The sequence below is a fragment of the Candidatus Poriferisodalis sp. genome (genome assembly GCF_965208895.1).
Taxonomy (GTDB): Bacteria; Actinomycetota; Acidimicrobiia; order Acidimicrobiales; family Poriferisodalaceae; genus Poriferisodalis.
The window spans coordinates 2,868,321-2,887,969 of record NZ_OZ242363.1; the positions used below are offsets into that span (position 1 = coordinate 2,868,321).

At 66.6% G+C, this 19,649-nt stretch carries 10 protein-coding genes; all 10 read left to right on the forward strand.

Annotation, left to right across the window (positions count from 1 at the left end; all coding sequences use genetic code 11):
• Positions 1–849: 849 nt before the first annotated feature.
• The 10 genes from ACOGJB_RS12900 to fusA all read left to right on the forward strand — a co-directional run bounded on the left by ACOGJB_RS12900 (position 850) and on the right by fusA (position 19,499).
• The gene (locus ACOGJB_RS12900) at positions 850–5,589 is read left to right on the forward strand and encodes an Ig-like domain-containing protein (protein WP_419840740.1); all 4,740 of its coding nucleotides are present in this window, start codon (positions 850–852) and stop codon (positions 5,587–5,589) included.
• Positions 5,586–6,341: a hypothetical protein gene (locus ACOGJB_RS12905; RefSeq protein WP_419837513.1), complete on the forward strand. Its 756-nt coding sequence runs from the start codon at positions 5,586–5,588 to the stop codon at positions 6,339–6,341. The genes ACOGJB_RS12900 and ACOGJB_RS12905 overlap by 4 nt, the downstream gene beginning before the upstream one ends.
• Entirely contained in the window at positions 6,338–6,964 is a 627-nt protein-coding gene (locus tag ACOGJB_RS12910; RefSeq protein WP_419837514.1) for an RDD family protein, read from the forward strand. Before ACOGJB_RS12905 ends, ACOGJB_RS12910 begins: the two co-directional genes overlap by 4 nt.
• 299 nt (positions 6,965–7,263) lie before the next feature.
• The gene (gene rplJ, locus ACOGJB_RS12915; protein ID WP_419837515.1) at positions 7,264–7,947 is read left to right on the forward strand and encodes a 50S ribosomal protein L10; all 684 of its coding nucleotides are present in this window, start codon (positions 7,264–7,266) and stop codon (positions 7,945–7,947) included.
• The gene (gene rplL / locus ACOGJB_RS12920) at positions 7,944–8,336 is read left to right on the forward strand and encodes a 50S ribosomal protein L7/L12 (protein ID WP_419837516.1); all 393 of its coding nucleotides are present in this window, start codon (positions 7,944–7,946) and stop codon (positions 8,334–8,336) included. The genes rplJ and rplL overlap by 4 nt, the downstream gene beginning before the upstream one ends.
• 322 nt (positions 8,337–8,658) lie before the next feature.
• Entirely contained in the window at positions 8,659–12,318 is a 3,660-nt protein-coding gene (locus tag ACOGJB_RS12925) for a DNA-directed RNA polymerase subunit beta (RefSeq protein WP_419837517.1), read from the forward strand.
• Between the two features lie 76 nt (positions 12,319–12,394).
• Positions 12,395–16,333: a DNA-directed RNA polymerase subunit beta' gene (locus ACOGJB_RS12930; RefSeq protein ID WP_419837518.1), complete on the forward strand. Its 3,939-nt coding sequence runs from the start codon at positions 12,395–12,397 to the stop codon at positions 16,331–16,333.
• A gap of 186 nt (positions 16,334–16,519) precedes the next feature.
• A complete protein-coding gene (gene rpsL / locus ACOGJB_RS12935; RefSeq protein WP_419837519.1) occupies positions 16,520–16,891 on the forward strand; it encodes a 30S ribosomal protein S12 in 372 nt (123 codons plus the stop codon).
• A 1-nt stretch (position 16,892) separates the two neighbouring features.
• The gene (gene rpsG, locus ACOGJB_RS12940) at positions 16,893–17,363 is read left to right on the forward strand and encodes a 30S ribosomal protein S7 (RefSeq protein ID WP_419837520.1); all 471 of its coding nucleotides are present in this window, start codon (positions 16,893–16,895) and stop codon (positions 17,361–17,363) included.
• Positions 17,364–17,414: 51 nt separating this feature from the next.
• Positions 17,415–19,499, forward strand: a complete 2,085-nt coding sequence (fusA, locus tag ACOGJB_RS12945; RefSeq protein ID WP_419837521.1) for an elongation factor G — start codon at positions 17,415–17,417, stop codon at positions 19,497–19,499.
• The last annotated feature ends 150 nt before the right edge of the window (positions 19,500–19,649 follow it).

A 19,649-nucleotide genomic window follows, 5' to 3' on the forward strand; every position in this document is an offset into this window, starting at 1 on the left:
GCCCGCGGCGCGTTGATCGTGACGTGGGACGAGGTGCCGTCCGCTTCGGGCTATGAGGTGGAGTACTGGCCGGAGGGCGATGCGCGGGATCGCAAGGTGGCGGTGCCGGTGCGTGACGGAGACAGGTGGCGTGCGGACATCACGGGACTGGCCGACGGCACGGCCTACGCGGTCGCAGTGCGGTCGGTGCGTAGCGTCGCCGGGCAGTCGACCGTGAGTGGTTGGGTCACGAGCTACGCGGCACCGGGCAGCTTCTTGGGCGGTCGGATGTCCACCTACAGCGGCCTCGGGGTCCTCTTCCAGCGAATCCGGGGTGCTCGCTACAGCGTGTGGTGGGCCAGCGGATGCGGCGAGGACTACACGTTGTGGGACCGCCGAGCGGGTGCCGAGTCATGGTCGTTGGTGAGCGGTCTGGCGTTCGTCGATGACGGTGCAGGGATCGTTCGGTTGACGGCGCCGGATCTGGGGTTCAGCACATCGAATGCGCCTTCCCATTTCTCGACTCTGTTGAGGAGGAACGAGGGACGCCGTGTGCAGCTGCGCTGCGGGCCGCCGTCGCCGCCGTCGACGGCGCAGGAGCCGCCTGGGGTGTTCCTGGGCGAGGTCGCATTCCATCGCAGTTCTGGGGCTGCGCCTCAGGCGCCGCCAGATGTCGGGGCTGCGGCGCGTTCGGGAGACTCGCTGGCGGTGTCCTGGGGCGGTTTCGGCGATGCCGAGCGTGCGAGGATCCGTTCCAGCGTCGTCGAGTACGAGGTGGAGTGGCGCTGGCTTGAGGGCGGCGAAGAGCAGACTGCGTCGGCGAGCAGGATCTCGCCGTTGGCGCGCGGCTACACGATCCAAGGCCTCGTCATGGGCCGCGCCTATGACGTCCGGGCACGCGCAAACAGCTCCACCGACGACGGCACATGGTCGGCATGGGTGGACCGTCCCGCGGTAGTCGCCCCAGAGGGCCTGCAACAGCGGGACGTGTCGGTGACCGCCGCAGCGGCGGTTGAGAGCGACGGCGTAGCGGTGTTCACCTTGGAGGCGGCGTTGCCCGACGGTGTGACGGCAGCGGCGGCACAGATTGCGCCGATATGGGCGCGGTGGGAGACCAGCTCGGGCACGGCTGCGGAGGGCTCGGACTATCAGCGCGCGTCCGGCGTTGTGGTGATCGCTGCCGACGGCAGCCGGGCGACGATCAGCGTGCCGCTCACTGACGACAGCACTGCTGAGAGCACCGAGTCGTTCAGCGTGCAGATCTCCTATCTCGCAGGAGCCGCGACAGCAGACACAGCCGTGACGGCGACGATCACCGACGACGACCCCGCTCCGAGTGCGTCGGCGTTCACCGCGAGCACTTGTCAGGGTGCCCGGGTGTCGGGCTCGATCGGAGATGTGTTCGACGTGGTCCAGCCGGCCTACAGCGTGTGGACAGATGTTTTTGTCGATGTGGAGATGTCCTGTGAGGGCGGCTCTGCGGGCACTGGTGGCTACCGGACGGGCGTGGAGGTCCTGTTCGGACCGTCGGCGCCGCTGGCGAGCGGTTGGTGCCTCAGTGGTGGCACGCCGCCGGTGACTGCGTCGCTCACCGCGGCGGGCGGCTGCGTTGCGACCGTTGCTGGGGCGGGGCTGTTGTCGGCCCGCGCGGAGGCAACGCACATTGTGCGGGTTGCCGACAGTGCTGTGGGCAAGGCGCACCAGCTGCGGGTGTGGATCGACCTGAACGGCAACGGGGCGCGCGACGTCGGCGAGCCGTCACAGATCGTGGCGACGGATTTCTCCAGCCGTGTGCCGGGCGGTGGCTATGGCCTCCCGTACCGGCTGGCCGAGGACCTCGAGATCGTGAACCTCGGCCGCGCTGACCGATTGTGGCGCCCGGGGCAGTGGGCAACGCTGCGCCTGGCGGCGCTGGTGCCTACCGGGGAGCGCGCCTATGACCCCGTGTCGCGCACGATGGTGCCGGTACAGGTGCCGCTCGCGAACGCTGTAGTGGGAATGTCGGTATTCGCGGGACCCAGCAGCGCAGCGGAGCTCATGTGTGCGGTGCCGCCGGTGCCTGGGCTGTCCTCGCCGAGCTATTCGAGCCACTGCTCCACTGACGCTGAGGGCGTCTTCACCGTGCGCTATCGGGTGGGGGCGCCGGCGTTGGCCGCCACGGGCTCGCAGCAGGACGACCTGCGCGTCTGGTGGGACCGCAACCGAAACGGCACTTACGAGGCAAGCCCCAACCACCCCGTCCGCGAGCCGTCGGACACCGTCCAAATCCCTGTCGCCAAGGCAGCCGTGAGCTACGTCGCCCTCGGCGACTCCTACTCCTCAGGGGAAGCCGGCGACAATCCCGAGCCGGGTAGCTACCAAAGCGGCACCTACCCCGCCGACCAGTACTGTCGCCGCTGGAGTAACGCGTACCCCGCGCTGTTTCATGAAGAAGTTCTACGTCGCGGCGAGCTGGACACCGCTGAGGCCGTCGTCACCTACGCCTGCAGCGGTGCGGTCACGCTGAACGTCTTTGATCCCGATGATCCGGATGGCGACGGGCTGTCCGACGAGTCGATTTCGACGAACAGGCCTTCCCATATGGCGCCGAGCCTTCGACGTGGGGTTGAGTTCGATGTGGAGAACGGCAATGCAGGTCGGAACGTATTGCTGGAACCCGACGGCTACGAGAAGCGCCAAGCGGTGTCCCTTGCCCGGGAGCAGAGCATGGGCGACGTAGACATGATCACCATCACCATCGGCGGCAACGATGCGGAGTTCAGCCGAGGCGTCATGGTGTGTGCTCTGGTGCAGCATTGTGACCCTGCCCCGTCGGCGGAGCGTCTGGCAGAAATCGAGAATCGGCTCGTGACGGTGCTGGGTCGACTCAAGAGCGTCGCCCCCAATGCGGTCGTGTTCGTGCTGGGGTATCCGTATCTGACTCCGCAGGTGGATCCATGTGCGAATCCTGAGCGGATCGTTCATATTCTTCCTTTGTATCAGCATAGGGTCGAACTCGATTTCAGCGCTTTGCCAGCAGGCTGCGAGGCGCAGTGGAACATGTATCGGCCGGGGGTGGAAGAGTGCAGCCCGTTGTCGGCGACCGGGGTGCTGCGCGGCTCGTTGTTCTACGTGCTCGGAGCGGCGTTGCGGGAGGTCCTGGGTTCGGAAGCGACCAAGATCGACTATTGGGAGGCCAAGGCGATGTGGGCCGCGGCCGACGCCCTGAACGCAACGATCCGCTCAGCCACACGACGCGCTGGCGCGCATTTCGTGGACGTGGTCGGCGGCGTGCCGCTGGAAGACGCGCCGCAGGGGTTCCGGGGTCGCTTCTCGTGCAATCCGGCAGAGTCGTGGGTGCATGGCTTCGTCCCGAAACAGGGACTGCGTCTTGATGTGAGCGGCGCGGACGGCAGCAGCTTCCACCCGACAGAGACGGGACAGGCTGCGTACGCTCGCATCTTGGAGACCTACATCCGCTCCCGGATCGAGTCCGGTGCCGATCTCAGCGAATCCGGCCTGCCGCTGCCTCCCGCAGCAACCGAGCAGCGCGCCGATGGCTTCGCAGCAGTGCCTGACGGGTCGACTGCAGGGCAGAGTGAACCTGCGCCAGCTGTGCCTTCGACAGGGCTGCTGGTGCCCCGAGCGGCGACCGCTAGGTCGGGCTGCGGGGCCCCGTTCGTTTCCCCGGCTGGGCAGGTCACCCTCACAGCAGCAGGATTCGCCCCCGGCGCTCTGGTGAGCTTCACTGCGCAGGCAGCGTCACTCGGCGCAGAGCAACTCACCGCACCACAGGTTGCTGCGGCCATGGCCGATGCCGACGGGAACGTTGAGCCGTCCTGGACGGTGCCTGTAGCGCCTGCAGCTTCAGTCGATCCCGCCCCGCGCGCCTACCTGATCTACGCAACAGGCCTCAACTCCAGCGGCGGCATCCACACCGCGCTGATGGGTCTGCCGCTGGTGGCGTATCCCAGCGCCGCGCCTTGCGCCGTCGGGGACGCCGCGTCCACGACGCTGGGTACCGCGGTGCGGATTAATGTGCTCGCCAATGACCTCGCCCCGACCGGGGGTTCCTTGGACGCGGCCTCCGTCGAAGTTCGCGATTCCGAGGGCGGGTCTTTCGCCGTCGACGACACGTCCGGTGCGGTGACGTTCACACCAGATGCTGGGTTCTGGGGCACGGTGGATACGACCTATGTGGTGTACGACGGGTGGGGGATCGGCGTCGAAGCGGCGTTGTCCGTGACGGTGGACGCGGGCTGCACTGTCACGGGCACAGCAGGTGTGGTGCTGATCGAGGGCACCGACGGCGACGATGTGATCTGCGTGCCGGACCGCGACGACCGGCACGCGTTCCATGTGATCGACGCGAAGGGCGACGACGACGTCGTCTTGGGCGGAGCAGGGGTGGAATGGGTCTATGGCGGCGATGGCGCTGACACCATCTACGGCAACGGCGGCGACGACCGGATAGTGGCGGGCGCAGGGGTGGACACGGTTCACGGCGGGTCCGGGATGGACTCGGTGTACAGCTTGGACTTCGAGGACACGATCATCGACGACGATCACGAGACGGTGCTGTCGGCGTCGGTGCCGCCGCAGTCGGGTCCGGTCGCGGAGCCTGATTGGGTGTGGGTCGATGTGTCGCAGACCGTGAACGTTGATGTGCTCGGCAATGATCACGATCCCAACGTTGACCTCGACCCGTCCACGCTGCGGGTCACGTCCGCGCCGGCTTCGGGCGCTGCGACGGTGGCTCAGGACTCCGGCGGACGCCGCGTCGTCAGCTACGCCGCGCCGGCCGCGGGCGGCACCGTCTCGTTCGGCTATGAGGTGTGTGACGCGTTGGGCCAGTGCGCATCGGGGGAGGTGTCGGTGATGGTCGGCACTGCGGAATGCACGGTCCTCGGCACGTCGCGGGGCGACGTGCTGCGTGGAACTCCTGGCGATGACGTGATTTGCGGGCTGGGCGGCAACGACACGATCTGGGGGCTCGGCGGCGACGACGTCATCGTGGCAGGCCGCGGGCATGACACGGTCCGCGGTGGCGACGGCGACGACATTGTGTGGGGCGGCAGGGGAGCCGACGTGTTGCGCGGCGAGGCTGGCGACGACTGGCTGTGGGGGGGCGGGGGCTCAGACCTGCTGTCGGCCAGCACGGGCGCGGACCGTCTGCTCGGCGGCGTTGGCAACGACATGATCACGGGTGGCGATGACGGCGACCGCATCTGGGGCGGCCCTGGCGACGACACGATCAGAGCGAACAGCGGCGAAGACGTCGTCTGGGGCGGCGCGGGCGATGACACTCTGCGCGGCGGCAATGACCGCGACACGATCTGGGGCGGTCTCGGCGACGACATGATCCGCGGCGGCGCGGGCGATGACACGGTGCATGGCGGCATCGGCAACGACCGCCTCGACGGCCTTGACGGGAACGACACCCTCTGGGGCGGCCCGGGCGCTGACACCCTGCGCGGCGGCGACGGCGACGACCGGCTCTGGGGCGGCGCGGGCGACGACGCTCTCGACGGCAACCTCGGAACCGATCACCTCGATGGCGGCTCCGGTGCCGACACCTGCCAAAACGCGAGCACACGAACCGAATGCGAGCCGCCCACAGCACCGCAGTGACGGCGTCTGACGAGCCGCGTGGTCGCCTTGAGCGCGAGACCCGGCTGGCGTCTCGGCTGCGCACGGTGCTGATTGCTGTGGGCATTCTGGCGCTGAACGTCGCAGGAGTCGCGGTGCTGTTGTCCCCGTACGGGTTTGACGACGGGTTCGACCCGTACGACGACGCTTCACGCGCCGGAGTGAGCTTCGGGCAGCGGGGCGGCCCTGACGGCGACACCTGCTGGCCCGAGAACAGCCGCAACTACAGCGGCACGCTGTACTGCGATCTGGTGTCGATCGGGGGGCTGCACTGGGACACCGGCGACGTGAAGGTCGTAGCCGGGAGTCCGTTCTCGATTGAGATCGCGATGGGTTCGGGGTTCATGTGCATGATCGACGAGGACAGAGCGCCGTGGTGCTGGGAATGGAGCAGCGAGACACAGCCCCGGACAGCACGCGTCCCCCAGGACGCGCAGTTCGACTCCATCGTCCCTGGTGGCGGGTTCGTGTGCGGGCAGACCACTGACTTCGTGACGGTCGTGTGCTGGACGGTCGGTGTCGGCCGGTCCCGCTATCGGCAGGCGACCCACCGCCCCCAAGATCACTCTGAGTGGGCCTTGTACCCGAGGTTGGACGATGACCCGCCGAGCTTTGTTGTGCGCCCGCGCTTACGGAGCGGCCACGAACTTCGCATTCACGCATTCAGCGGGTCGAACTTGACCAGGCTGCGGCCCGATGTGACGCTCCAGTGGGAAACCGAGACGGTGCCATGACTATCCGCCACACGCGGCAAGACGGCGTCCAGGGCGTCGACCATCCCGACGGCGGACCCGGTGCGGATACCTGCCGAAACGCCGACACCGCAGCAGGCCGCGAGCCGCACGCAATGCCGGCGGCGGCCGCGGCTCGGTTCGCGGCTCGGGTCATTGACGCGGTGATCCTTGCGGGGCTGGCCTTTGGTGGGATGTTGCTGGTGTTCTTGGCGACGTTCTGCATCTGGTGCAGTACCCACCAGACCGACAGCGGCCAGGTCGTCTTGGGCGTCTTGTTGCTCGTGGGGTGGGTGCTGTATGAACCGGTGGGGATCGCTTGGCGTGGTCAGACGGTCGGCAAGGCGATCTGCCGCATCAGGGTTGTGCGCGCCGCTGACGGTGCGACGCCCGGTTTGGGCCAGGCAATCGTGCGCTGGGCAGTTCCGGCGGCGGCGGGTGTCATTCCGAGCGTCGCCGTGATGATGCTGCTCGCGGCCGCGGACGCCGGCCCAGTGGCCATTGGGGCGATGTTCATCGCGTGGGCGCCGATGTACCTCACGTCATTCGCTGATGCCGGTCGCCGCCGAGGGTGGCATGACAAAGCTGCCCGCACCGTTGTCGTCAGCACCGTCCGGCAGCATTGAAATCCCAGGCGCGGCCTGTAGCGTTCGGCACTCGACAACTTGCTCGCCGTAGAAATCCGGTGGCTTCGGCCTGAAACCGGCCCTGTCTGAACCACGTTCAGCGGTTCGCCCGCCTCGGGTGAACCAGACGGGTCGGGCCCGATGAGGCGGACTGTCTTCCTGTGCGCGTCAGCGTCGGGGTGCGGTTCTGTCTGATCTGCGGACCGGTGCCCAATCTGGGACCGGGAGCGATCCCACCGCCCGACAGCAACACATGCCGCGGTCTCCCGCAGCATCTCCAAACACAGGAGGTCCCCACAGTGGCGACAGCAGCAGCAGCTGACGAGCGCGCGCCACGGGCCGACAAGGTCGCCGTGGTGGACGAAGTCCGCGAGCGATTCAACGAGGCCGAGGCGGTGCTGTTCACCGAGTACCGAGGGCTCGACGTAGGCGAGATGGCCGACTTGCGAGGCCGCCTCATCGACGCCGACTGCCGCTACAAGATCTACAAGAACACCCTGGTTCGCCTCGCGCTGTCGCACGACGCGCCGGCCGGGACGCTCGATCTGCTCTTGGGACCGACAGCGCTCGCCTTCTGCGGCAAGGATCCATCGGCATCAGCCAAGGCCCTGCGCACGTTCGCTGCCGAACACGACGCGCTGATCATCAAGGGCGGTGTGCTGACAGGCACGCTGCTCAGCGAAGCAGAAGTGCGCGAGCTCGCCGACCTGCCCTCACGCGACGAGCTGATGTCGCAGATGCTGGGTGCTATCGCTGCGCCGCTCAACGAGCTGGCTTCGATGATGAACAACCTGATCGGCGAGATGTCCGGGTTGCTGCAAGCGTTGGCAGACAAGTCCGCCGACTCGCCGCACGACGCGGCCGACACTTCCACGGCCGAGCCGGCATCTGACGCCACCGCTGCCCCGGCACAAGAGGCAACGGCCGACGCAGATCACCATCCATCAACCGACGACCCACCGAACACGGAGAACAGCGAATGAGCACGTCCACCGAAGAGATCCTCGACGCCATCGGCAACATGACGGTGCTCGAGCTGGTCGAGCTGAAGAAGGCGTTCGAAGAGCGCTTCGACGTCACCGCCGCACTGGCTGCGCCGATGATGATGGCCGCAGGTGCTGGTGGGGCAGATGCCGACGGCGAGGCTGCCGAGGAGGCCGCCGACGAAGTCACCGTCACGCTGGCAACCATCGGCGACAAGAAGGTCCAGGTCATCAAGGAAGTGCGCTCGCTCACCAGCTTGGGTCTCAAGGAGGCCAAGGATCTCGTGGAGGCCGCTCCGAAGGCCGTCCTCGAAGGTGTGCCCAAGGCAGACGCCGACAAGGCCAAAGAGGCCCTCGAGGCCGTCGGCGCCACGGTCGAGCTGTCCTGACCGGCTCGACGAGCCGACACCGCGTCCCGCGTCCCGAACCACGCCCGGCATCGGTCGGCTTGGCACGCTCTGCAGCGCAGTCTGAGGCCGCGGAACCCCGGCGGCGGTTGTGGCGTCCAGCGTTGCTGGGTAGCGTTGACAAGGCCGTGGCACAGGTGGCCTCCCCATTCGCGCACCCATCAGTCCCCAGCATCGAAGCCCAGCGGTGGGCTCCCTCGTTGCTGCGGACGCCTGCGACTGCGCGCGTATCCGCCACCCTGTTGCCTGCCGTGGGCAGTCGCCCGCGACCCATCCCGCACAACTGAACCGCTAGGAGAGTCCGTTGTCGTCTCGTGCTGGCCGCGAACGCTATTCGTTCGGCAATCTCGACGAAGTCCTGGAACTCCCGGACCTCGTGTCTGTTCAGAAGGATTCCTTCCAGCGATTCCTTGACGTGGGTCTCGCTGAGACCTTCGCCGATATCAGCCCCATCAGCGATTTCGGCGGGCATCTGCAGCTCGTCTTCTCGTTCGACCCCTTCGACGAAGACCTGCGCCCGCCGCCCAAGTTCTCCGTGGAGGAGTGCAAGGAACGAGACATGACCTACTCGGCGCCGATCTTCGTGCGCGCCGAGTTCAAGAACGCCCATACCGGCGAGGTCAAGGCCCAGACCGTGTTCATGGGTGACTTCCCGATGATGACCCGCAAGGGCACCTTCATCATCAACGGCACCGAGCGGGTGGTGGTGAGCCAGCTCGTTCGCTCGCCGGGCGTCATCTTCCAGCCCGGTGAGCGGTACCGGCTGCGCAACATGTCGAAGCACCAGCTGGTGACGGCGACGATCCACCCCTACCGGGGCGAGTGGATCGAGTTCGACGTCGAGCACAAGCCGGGCAAAGACCCCACGGCTGGCAGCCGGGTGGCACGCAAGCGCCGCCTCAGCATCTTCTCGCTGCTGCGTGCGCTGGGCTACGGCGAAGACCGCTACCCCGGCCTGCTCGAGCGTTTCGTCGAGCACTTCGACTTCCTTGAGCCGCAGTGGGAGAAAGACCGCCACGTCGCGCCGACCCAGGAAGAGTCGGTCATCGAGTTGTACAAGCGGGTCCGACCCGGAGAGATGGCGACTGCCGACGCGGCGAACAACTACTTCCAGAATGCGTTCTTCGACGACCGCCGGTACTCGCTGTCCAAGGTCGGCCGCTACAAGCTGAACCGCAAGCTCGGACCCGAGCTCGACCGCGTGTCGGAGCTGTTCGGCCTGGACTTCGTCGATCCTGATGACCCCGCCGCACTCGAGCATCCCGAGCTGATCCGTCCCGATCCCGACTCCACGGTGCTGACCCGCAGCGAAGTCCTAGCCACGGCGAGCTACCTGCTGCACTTGGCGAACGCCGAGCCTGGCTACCGGCTCGACGACCAGGATCACTTCGCCAACCGCCGCATCCGCTCCGTCGGCGAGCTGATCCAGAACCAGGTGCGCATCGGCCTCAGCCGCATGGAGCGGGTCGTGCGCGAGCGCATGACCACCCAGGACGTCGAGGCCATCACGCCGCAGACGCTGATCAACATCCGCCCGGTGGTGGCAGCCACCAAGGAGTTCTTCGGCACCAGCCAGCTCAGCCAGTTCATGGACCAGGTGAACCCGCTGTCGGGCCTCACCCACCGCCGGCGCCTCTCCGCGCTCGGTCCCGGCGGTCTGTCACGGGAACGAGCCGGCTTCGAGGTGCGCGACGTCCACTTCAGCCACTACGGCCGGATGTGCCCCATCGAAACGCCGGAGGGTCCCAATATCGGCCTGATCGGCGCCCTGGCCACCTTTGCCCGCGTCAACGAGTTCGGCTTCATCGAGTCGCCGTACCGGGTCATCCGTGACAGCAAGGCCACGACCGAAGTGCGGTATCTGACCGCGGACGAGGAAGAGGAGTTCGTGGTCGCGCAGGCAAACGCGCCGCTCGAACCCGATGGGTCGTTCCGCAACCCCCGCGTGCTCGTGCGCAAGAGCCCCCAAGGCGCCAACCTGGAAGATCTGCGCTTGCAGATGGAACGCGACACGTACTTTGCGGCCACCACCGAGATCAGCTACGTGCCGGCGTCCGAAGTCCAGCTCATGGACGTCTCGCCGAAGCAGATCGTGTCGGTGGCCACCGCGCTGATCCCCTTCCTCGAGCACGACGACGCCAACCGGGCGCTCATGGGTGCCAACATGCAGCGCCAGGCGGTGCCGCTGCTGCGGGCCGAGGCGCCCTACATCGGCACCGGCATCGAAGGCCTGGCTATGGCCGATGCTGCCGAAATGGTGCTTGCCGAGGTCGAAGACGACATGGGCGAGCGTCAAGGCATCGGCGGTGAGGTCATCGATGTCGCCGGCGACTATGTCGCCATTGCCGGAGACGACGGCAAGCGGCACGAGTTCCCGCTGCTCAAGTTCCGACGCTCGAACCAGGACACCTGCATCAATCAGAAGGCACTCGTGCGCGTCGGTGATCGCGTGGAGCCCCAGGCCGTGATCGCTGACGGGCCGTCCACCGATCACGGCGAGCTGGCACTGGGCAAGAACCTTCTCGTGGCCTACATGGCCTGGGAGGGCTACAACTACGAGGACGCCATCATCCTCTCCGAGCGCCTGGTGAAGGACGACGTGCTCACGTCGATCCACATCCACGAGTACGAGATTGACGCCCGCGATACCAAGCTGGGGCCCGAGGAGATCACCCAGGACATCCCCAACCTCGCCGACGACATCCTCGCCGACCTCGACGAGCAAGGCATCGTGCGCATCGGCGCCGAGGTCGAGCCGGGCGCGGTGCTGGTGGGCAAGGTCACCCCCAAGGGCGAGACCGAGCTCACCCCTGAGGAACGGCTCCTGCGTGCCATCTTCGGCGAGAAGGCCCGCGAGGTGCGTGACACGTCGCTCAAGGTGCCCCACGGCGAGAACGGCGTCGTCACCGACATTCGGGTGTTCAGCCGCGATAACGACGACGAGCTGCCGCCTGGCGTGAACCAGCTCGTGCGCGTCTATGTCGCCCAGAAGCGCAAGATCAGCGTCGGCGACAAGCTCGCCGGCCGCCACGGCAACAAGGGCGTGATCTCGAAGATCCTCCCCGTCGAGGACATGCCGCACCTCGCCGACGGAACGCCCGTCGACATCATCTTGAGCCCGCTGGGCATACCGAGCCGCATGAACGTCGGCCAGGTGCTCGAGGCACATCTGGGCTACGCGGCCCGCTGGGGCTGGAAAGCCGCCGGCCCCAACGGCCGTGCCGAGATGATCGGCAACGAGCCGGTCAGCAACACCGCCCGCAAGACCCGCCCCACCACCGAGCCCTCGGTGTTCATCGCGACGCCCGTGTTCGACGGCGCGCGCTGGGACGAGGAGGAAGCCGCTGGGCGGCACCCCACCATCCAGCAAACGCTCGAGAACCTGCGGCCCGAGTCGATTACCGGCGACCGCCTCATGACCCCCTCGGGCAAGACGGTGCTCTTCAACGGGCGCACCGGCGAGGCCTACGACGAGCCGATCATGGTCGGCTACAGCTACATCTTGAAGCTGGCGCACTTGGTCGACGACAAGATTCACGCTCGCTCGACCGGGCCGTACTCGATGATCACCCAGCAGCCGCTGGGCGGCAAGGCGCAGTTCGGCGGCCAGCGCTTCGGCGAGATGGAGGTGTGGGCACTCGAGGCCTACGGGGCCGCCTACTGCTTGCAGGAGCTGCTCACCATCAAATCCGACGACGTGCTGGGCCGGGTCCGTGTCTATGAGGCGATCGTCAAGGGCGAGAACATTCCCGAGCCCGGCATCCCCGAGAGCTTCAAGGTGCTCATCAAGGAGATGCAGGCGCTGTGCCTGAACGTCGAGGTGATGTCCACAGCAGGACAGCAGATCGACATCCAGGGCCTCGACGAGGATGTCTTCCGTGCCGAGGAATCGCTGGGCATCGATATCAGTCGCCCTGAGCGCGGCACCGACGAGGAAGACGAGCTGCGTCGTCAGCGCATCTGAACAGCGCATGGCGCCCAGCAGCCGCAACAGCACACCAAGAACTGCCACGACACACACACAGAGCCGGACATAACTCATGATCGACGTCAACGACTTCTCTGACATCCGGATCGGCCTGGCGACCGCGGACGCCATCCGTACCTGGTCCAACGGCGAGGTCCGCAAGCCCGAGACCATCAACTACCGCACGCTCAAGCCCGAAAAGGACGGCTTGTTCTGCGAGAAGATCTTCGGTCCCACCAAGGACTGGGAATGCGGTTGCGGCAAGTACAAGCGCGTCCGGTTCAAGGGCATCATCTGCGAGCGCTGCGGGGTGGAGGTCACCCGCTCCAAGGTGCGGCGCGAGCGCATGGGCCACATCGAACTGGCCGCGCCGGTGGTGCACATCTGGTACCTGCGCGGCACCCGGTCGTGGCTGGCGTACTTCTTGACCGGCCTCGATCCCCGCCAGGAGCTCAAGGCCAAGGCGCTCGAACGCGTCATCTACTTCGCCGCGAATCTCGTCACCAAGGTGGAGAGCGAGAAGCTGCACGCCGATCTGCCTCGGCTCGAGGCCGAGAAGGCCGAGGAGCTCGCCGTCATCGACGAGGAGCTCGCCGAGCGCCGTGCAGAACGATTCGTCGAGCTCGAAAAAGAGCTCGCCTCGCTGGAGGCCGAGGACGCCAAGGAGCGCGAGCTGCGGTCGGCCCAGCGCGAGGCCGACAAGGATCTCGAGGCCATCGACGAAGAAGTCAACGAAGAGAAGGACCTCGTCGAGCGTGCCTTCACGGCGCTTCGCGACCTGCACGAGCGGATGATCATCGACGACGAAGATCTCTGGCGTGAGCTGGAGGATCGCTACGGCCAGTACTTCGAAGGCGGCATGGGCGCCGAGGCGATAGCGCAGCTCATGGCCAACATGGACTTCGACGTCGAGGAAGCAGAGCTGCGTGCCGCCATCGAGGCGTCCGACGGGCGCCGACCGCTGTCGGCCCAGCGCAAGCAGAAGGCGATCAAGCGTCTCAAGATCCTGAGTGCGTTCAACCGGCGGGACCCCCACGGGCGCCGCATCAACGATCCGCGGGCGATGATTCTCGACGCCGTGCCGTGCATCCCGCCCGACCTGCGGCCGATGGTGCAGCTCGACGGCGGCCGCTTCGCGACATCGGATCTCAACGATCTGTACCGCCGGGTGATCAACCGCAACAACCGCCTGAAGCGCCTGCTCGACCTTCGGGCGCCCGAGATCATCGTCAACAACGAGAAGCGCATGCTGCAAGAAGCGGTGGATGCGCTCTTCGATAACGGCCGAAGGGGCCGTCCTGTGACAGGTCCCGGCAACCGGGCCCTGAAATCACTGTCGGACATGCTCAAGGGCAAGCAGGGGCGCTTCCGCCAGAACCTGCTCGGCAAGCGCGTGGACTACTCGGGTCGCTCCGTCATCGTCGCAGGACCCACGCTGCGCTTGCACCAGTGCGGGCTGCCCAAGCTGATGGCGCTTGAGCTGTTCAAGCCCTTCGTCATGAAGCGGCTGGTCGATTCCGAGATCGCGCAGAACATCAAGTCGGCCAAGCGGATGGTGGAGCGACGACGCGCGGATGTCTGGGACGTGCTCGAAGACGTCATCAAGGAGCACCCGGTGCTGCTGAACCGGGCGCCCACGCTGCACCGGCTGGGCATCCAGGCCTTCGAGCCGCTGCTCGTGGAGGGCAAGGCGATTCAGATCCACCCGCTGGTGTGTGCCGCCTTCAACGCCGACTTCGACGGCGACCAGATGGCCGTGCACCTGCCGCTGTCCTCAGAGGCCCAAGCAGAAGCACGGGTGCTGATGCTGTCGGCCAACAACATCTTGAGCCCCGCCGACGGCCGTCCGATGACCGTGCCCAATCTGGACATGCTGATCGGCAGCTACTACCTCACCGAGTCGAGCGCCTCTGACGGCGACTCCGCCGATCCCGACGCTGAGGTACCCGTCTTCCGGCACCTGCACCAGATCGAGCGCTCGCTCGATCTCGACCAGCTCAAGCTGCACCAGCGCATCGAATGGCGCATCCCGCAGCTCAGCGACGGCAATGGCGGTTACCTGCGGACGACACCGGGCCGGGCGCTGTTCAACGCTGCGCTGCCCGACGACTTCGAGTATGTGAACCATCCCGTGCGCAAGGGCGACATGGGCCGCATCGTGCGCGCGCTGTCCGACAACTACGCCGCCAGCGACATTGCTGTCAGCCTCGACCATGTCAAGGACCTCTGCTACGCCTACGCCAGCCGCTCGGGTCTGACGATCTCCGTTGCCGACGTGAGCACCCCGCCCGACAAGGCGGAGATCCTCGAACGCCACGAAGGCGAGGCGGAGCGAGTCGAGACTCAGTTCCGGCGCGGCATCATCACCGACGGTGAGCGGCGCCAGAAGGAAGTGGAGATCTGGACCGACGCCACCGACGAGGTGCGTCGCTCGCTCGAAGCCGAAATGGCCCGCACCACCTTCAATCCGATCGGCATGATGGTCGGCTCCGGCGCACGCGGGAACATGATGCAGGTGCGCCAGATTGCCGCCATCCGCGGGCTGGTCGCCAACCCTCGCGGCGACATCATCCCGCGCCCCATCAAGTCGTCGTATCGCGAAGGCCTGGCGACGCTGGAGTACTTCATCTCGACGCCCGGCGCCCGCAAGGGCCTCGTCGACACGGCGCTGCGTACCGCCGACTCGGGCTACCTGACCCGCCGCCTCGTCGATGTGGCCCAGGAGCTCATCATCAACAGCGAGAACCCCTTTGAGCGCCCCGGTCCGGTGAACGGGCTGTGGATCGAGGACGTCTCCGCGGACAGCCCAGACAAGCGCACCCACCTCGATACGAGGCTGTTCAGCCGCTGCCTCGCGGCGGAGGTCACGCTCAGTGACGGCACTGTGCTCGAGGCCGGCAGGCTCGTCGGCGAGGACGAGCTGATCGCGCTGCGCGACGACCCTGACGTCACGCGGGTTCGTGTGCTGTCCCCGCTCACCGACGACTCCGAATTCGGCGTGTCGGCGATGGCTTACGGCGGATCGCTCGCGACCGGCAAGCTCATCGAAGTCGGCGAGGCCGTCGGCGTCATCGCCGCTCAGTCCATCGGCGAGCCCGGCACGCAGCTGACCATGCGGACGTTCCACACCGGCGGTGTCATCGGCGGCGAGAACATCGCCGGCGGTCTGCCGCGTGTTGTGGAGCTGTTCGAAGCGCGCACGCCGCGCGGCAAGGCCGTTCTGGCTCGGCGATCCGGAGTGGTGCGCATCGGCGAGGACGACGGTCGGGGACGCCAGATCGACGTCATCGGCGATGACGGCTCCGAAGACACCTACACGGTCCCGTCCATTTCTCGGCTCGCGGTCATCGACGGTCAGGACATCCGTGCCGGCGATCCGCTGGTGGACGGTCCGCGCGACCCCAAGGAGCTCATCGAGATCCGCGGCGTGCGCGAGACCCAGCAGTACCTCGTCTCCGAGGTCCAGAGGGTGTACCGCGAGCAGGGTGTGTCGATCCACGACAAGCACATCGAGCTGATCATCCGCCAGATGACTCGGCGAGTGCTCGTGGGCGATCAGGGCGATTCGCCGTTCCTGCCCGGCGAACAGGTCGACCAGCGGATCTACCGTGAAGCCAACCGCGAGCTGGTGGCGCAGAGCAGCCGGCCTGCTGAGGGCCGCCCGATCATCATGGGCATCACCAAGGCATCGCTCGCCACCGAGTCATGGCTGTCGGCTGCCTCCTTCCAGGAGACGACTCGCGTGCTGACCGAGGCTGCCATTGAGTCGCGCCGCGACGGTTTGAAGGGCCTCAAGGAGAACATCATCATCGGCAAGCTCATCCCTGCGGGCACCGGCCAGGACGTGTACCGCAACATCGACACGATCGCCCCCGAGTACGAGCCGATGGAGTTCTGGTCGTCCGAAGACTCCCAGGACCCGGCCGCTTGGCTTGCCTCGATCGGCGGTGATCCGGATGCGGACCCCGCAGGCCTCGACCCCAACGTGGCGCCGATCACCGACGCCGGCTGAGGTGCCGCTGCGCCCTGCGGCTCGTGCGACGCGAACGGTTGTCGTGCAGGGGCGCGCTGCCTAGCCTTCAAAGCCGGTTTCGGCGCGCCGCCGGTGGGGCATTGCGCAGATCTGCCGACTCCTGTTCATCAATCTGTCCCGCTGACAGCCCCGACTCACTGGGGTCCCCTACTCCCCGAGGTACTGGTGCCCACGATCCAGCAACTGGTCCGCAAGGGCCGAAAGTCCAAGCCGACGAAGGTGCGCACGCCTGCGTTGAAGGGCTCGCCCCAGCGGCGCGGGGTATGCACACGCGTCTACACGCACACGCCGAAGAAGCCGAACTCCGCGCTGCGCAAGGTTGCCCGCGTGCGCCTCACCAGCGGCGTCGAGGTGACCGCCTACATCCCGGGCGAGGGCCACAACCTGCAAGAGCACAGCATCGTCCTGGTTCGTGGCGGGCGGGTCAAGGACCTTCCCGGTGTCCGTTACAAGATCATCCGTGGCGCGCTGGACGCGTCGGGCGTGAATGCCCGCCAGCAGGCTCGCTCGCGCTACGGCGCCAAGCGGGAGTCCTGAGATGCCCCGCCGAGGCGCCGCGCCACGCCGCGACATCGCTCCCGACCCGGTGTACGACTCCACGCTGGTCACCCAGTTCATCAACAAGGTGCTGCGGCGCGGCAAGCGTTCGGTGGCCGAGCGCATCGTGTACCAGGCGATGGACGCCGTGGGAGAGCGAACCGGTGGCGAGCCGCTCGAGATCCTGAAGCGAGCGGTCGACAACACCCGACCGCAAGTCGAGGTGAAGAGCCGCCGCGTCGGCGGCGCCACCTACCAGGTGCCCGTCGAAGTGCGCCCCCGCCGCGCCACTGCGTTGGCGATCCGGTGGATCGTGGGCTTCTCCCGCGAACGCCGCGAGCGCACCATGTCGGAACGTCTCGCGAACGAGCTGATGGATGCCTCCAACGGCACCGGCTCGGCTGCCAAGCGGCGCGAAGACACGCACCGCATGGCAGAGGCCAACAAGGCCTTCGCCCACTACCGCTGGTAACCGATCACTGGTGAGCTGATCGGGATATCTGATCAATGGGACAACGCTGAAATGGCTCGAACGCAACCTCTCGATCGCGTCCGCAACATCGGGATCATGGCCCACATCGACGCGGGCAAGACCACGGTGACCGAGCGGATCCTGTACTACACCGGTGTCAACTACAAGATCGGCGAGGTCCACGACGGCGCCGCCACGATGGACTGGATGGAGCAGGAGCAGGAGCGGGGCATCACCATTACCTCCGCTGCCACCACCTGCCACTGGAACGACCACGTCATCAACATCATCGATACGCCAGGCCACGTTGACTTCACCGTCGAGGTGGAGCGTTCGCTGCGCGTGCTCGATGGCGCCGTCGCGGTGTTCGACGGCGTTGCGGGCGTGGAACCGCAGACCGAGACTGTGTGGCGGCAGGCCGACCGGTACGGCGTGCCGCGCATGTGCTTCATCAACAAGCTGGACCGCACCGGTGCGTCCTTCTTCGGTTCGCTGGCGAGCATCGAGGATCGGCTGACGCCGAACACTGCCGTGCTGCAGTTGCCAATCGGGCTCGAAGCCGATTTTGAGGGTGTCGTCGACCTGGTCGAGATGAACGCAGTGGTGTGGAAGGGCGACGATCTCGGCGCCACCTACGACATCGTCGACATCCCTGCCGATCTCGCCGACCGAGCCGCCGAGTACCGCAGCATGCTGCTCGAGCGGCTCGCCGATGTCGACGAAGACATCATGCTGGCTTACCTCGAAGGCGACGACGTCGATGCCGACACGATCCGGCGGGCAGTCAGGCGGGGCACGCTCGACGGCCAGATCGTGCCGGTGCTCACCGGCAGCGCCTTCAAGAACAAAGGCGTGCAACCGCTGCTCGACGCCGTGACGATGTACCTGCCGGCGCCGGTGGACATCCCTGCGATCACGGGTAGCTCCACCAATGGCAAGGAAGAGCTGGAGCGCAAGCCCAGCGACGACGAGCCGTTCTCGGCGCTGGCGTTCAAGATCATGACCGACCCTCACGTCGGCAAGCTGACCTACTTCCGGGTGTACAGCGGCCGGTTCGAGCGTGGCGGCCAGGTGCTCAACACCACGACGGGCAATCGCGAGCGCATCGGGCGCATCCTGCAGATGCACGCCAACAACCGCGAAGACCGTGAAGACATCGCGACCGGCGACATCGTCGCCGGCATCGGCCTCAAGAACACCCGCACCGGCGACACGCTGTGCGATTCGTCCAAGTCGATCGTGCTCGAACAGCTCGACTTCCCCGACCCGGTCGTGCACGTCGCTGTCGAGCCCAAGTCCAAGGGCGACCAGGACAAGCTGGGCAGGGCGCTCACGGCCCTCAGCGAGGAAGATCCCACCTTCCAGGTCAAAACCGACGACGAGACCGGCCAGACCGTGATCTCGGGCATGGGCGAGCTGCACCTCGAAGTGCTGGTCGACCGCATGCTGCGCGAGTTCAAAGTGGACGCCTCGATCGGCAAGCCGCAGGTGGCCTACCGCGAGACGATCACGGCGCCGGTGAACAAGTTCGAGTACCGGCACATCAAGCAGACCGGCGGCTCGGGCCAGTACGCCGTGGTGGTCATCAACGTGCGCCCGTCGGAGCCCGGCGAGGGATACGTCTTCGAGGACAGCATCCGGGGCGGTGTGATCCCGCGCGAGTACATCAGCTCGGTCGATGCGGGTTTGCAGTCGTCGCTGGAGAACGGCCCGCTGGCAGGTTTCCCGCTGGTGGACGTGTCCGTCGATCTGATCGACGGCAACCATCACGATGTCGACTCCTCGGAGATGGCGTTCAAGATCGCCGGCACGATGGCCATGCGCGATGCGGCCAGGCTGGCACGGCCGGTTCTGCTCGAGCCGGTCATGTCGGTGGAGGTCGTCACGCCCGAGGACTACATGGGCGACGTCATCGGCGACCTCAATTCACGGCGCGGCCGAGTCGGGCAGATGGAACTGCGTGGCGTGAACCAGGTGATCGATGCCAAGGTGCCGCTGTCGGAGATGTTCGGCTACGCCAACGACCTGCGGTCGCGCACCCAGGGCCGAGCCACCTACAGCATGCAGTTCGACAACTACGAACAAGTGCCGCGCACCATCGCTGAGGAGATCATCAAGCGCATCCGCGGCGAATGACCCAGCCCGCCTGGGGCGGGCGCATCTGGCGCCGGTGACAAGTCATTTGGTTTGGGGCCACGGCATCCCTAGCCTCACACCGTTCAGAACAGCGAAGAAACCAAGAAGCAGTTACATCCCTGCACCTCACTCTCCCCCGATAGGCGAGCA

Bases quoted from the DNA above. Each gene is read 5' to 3' on its own strand.
- rpsG (WP_419837520.1), top strand. From the start codon at position 16,893: ATGCCCCGCCGAGGCGCCGCGCCACGCCGCGACATCGCTCCCGACCCG.
- ACOGJB_RS12930 (WP_419837518.1), top strand. From the start codon at position 12,395: ATGATCGACGTCAACGACTTCTCTGACATCCGGATCGGCCTGGCGACC.
- ACOGJB_RS12910 (WP_419837514.1), top strand. From the start codon at position 6,338: ATGACTATCCGCCACACGCGGCAAGACGGCGTCCAGGGCGTCGACCAT.
- ACOGJB_RS12900 (WP_419840740.1), top strand. From the start codon at position 850: ATGGGCCGCGCCTATGACGTCCGGGCACGCGCAAACAGCTCCACCGAC.
- rplL (WP_419837516.1), top strand. From the start codon at position 7,944: ATGAGCACGTCCACCGAAGAGATCCTCGACGCCATCGGCAACATGACG.
- fusA (WP_419837521.1), top strand. From the start codon at position 17,415: ATGGCTCGAACGCAACCTCTCGATCGCGTCCGCAACATCGGGATCATG.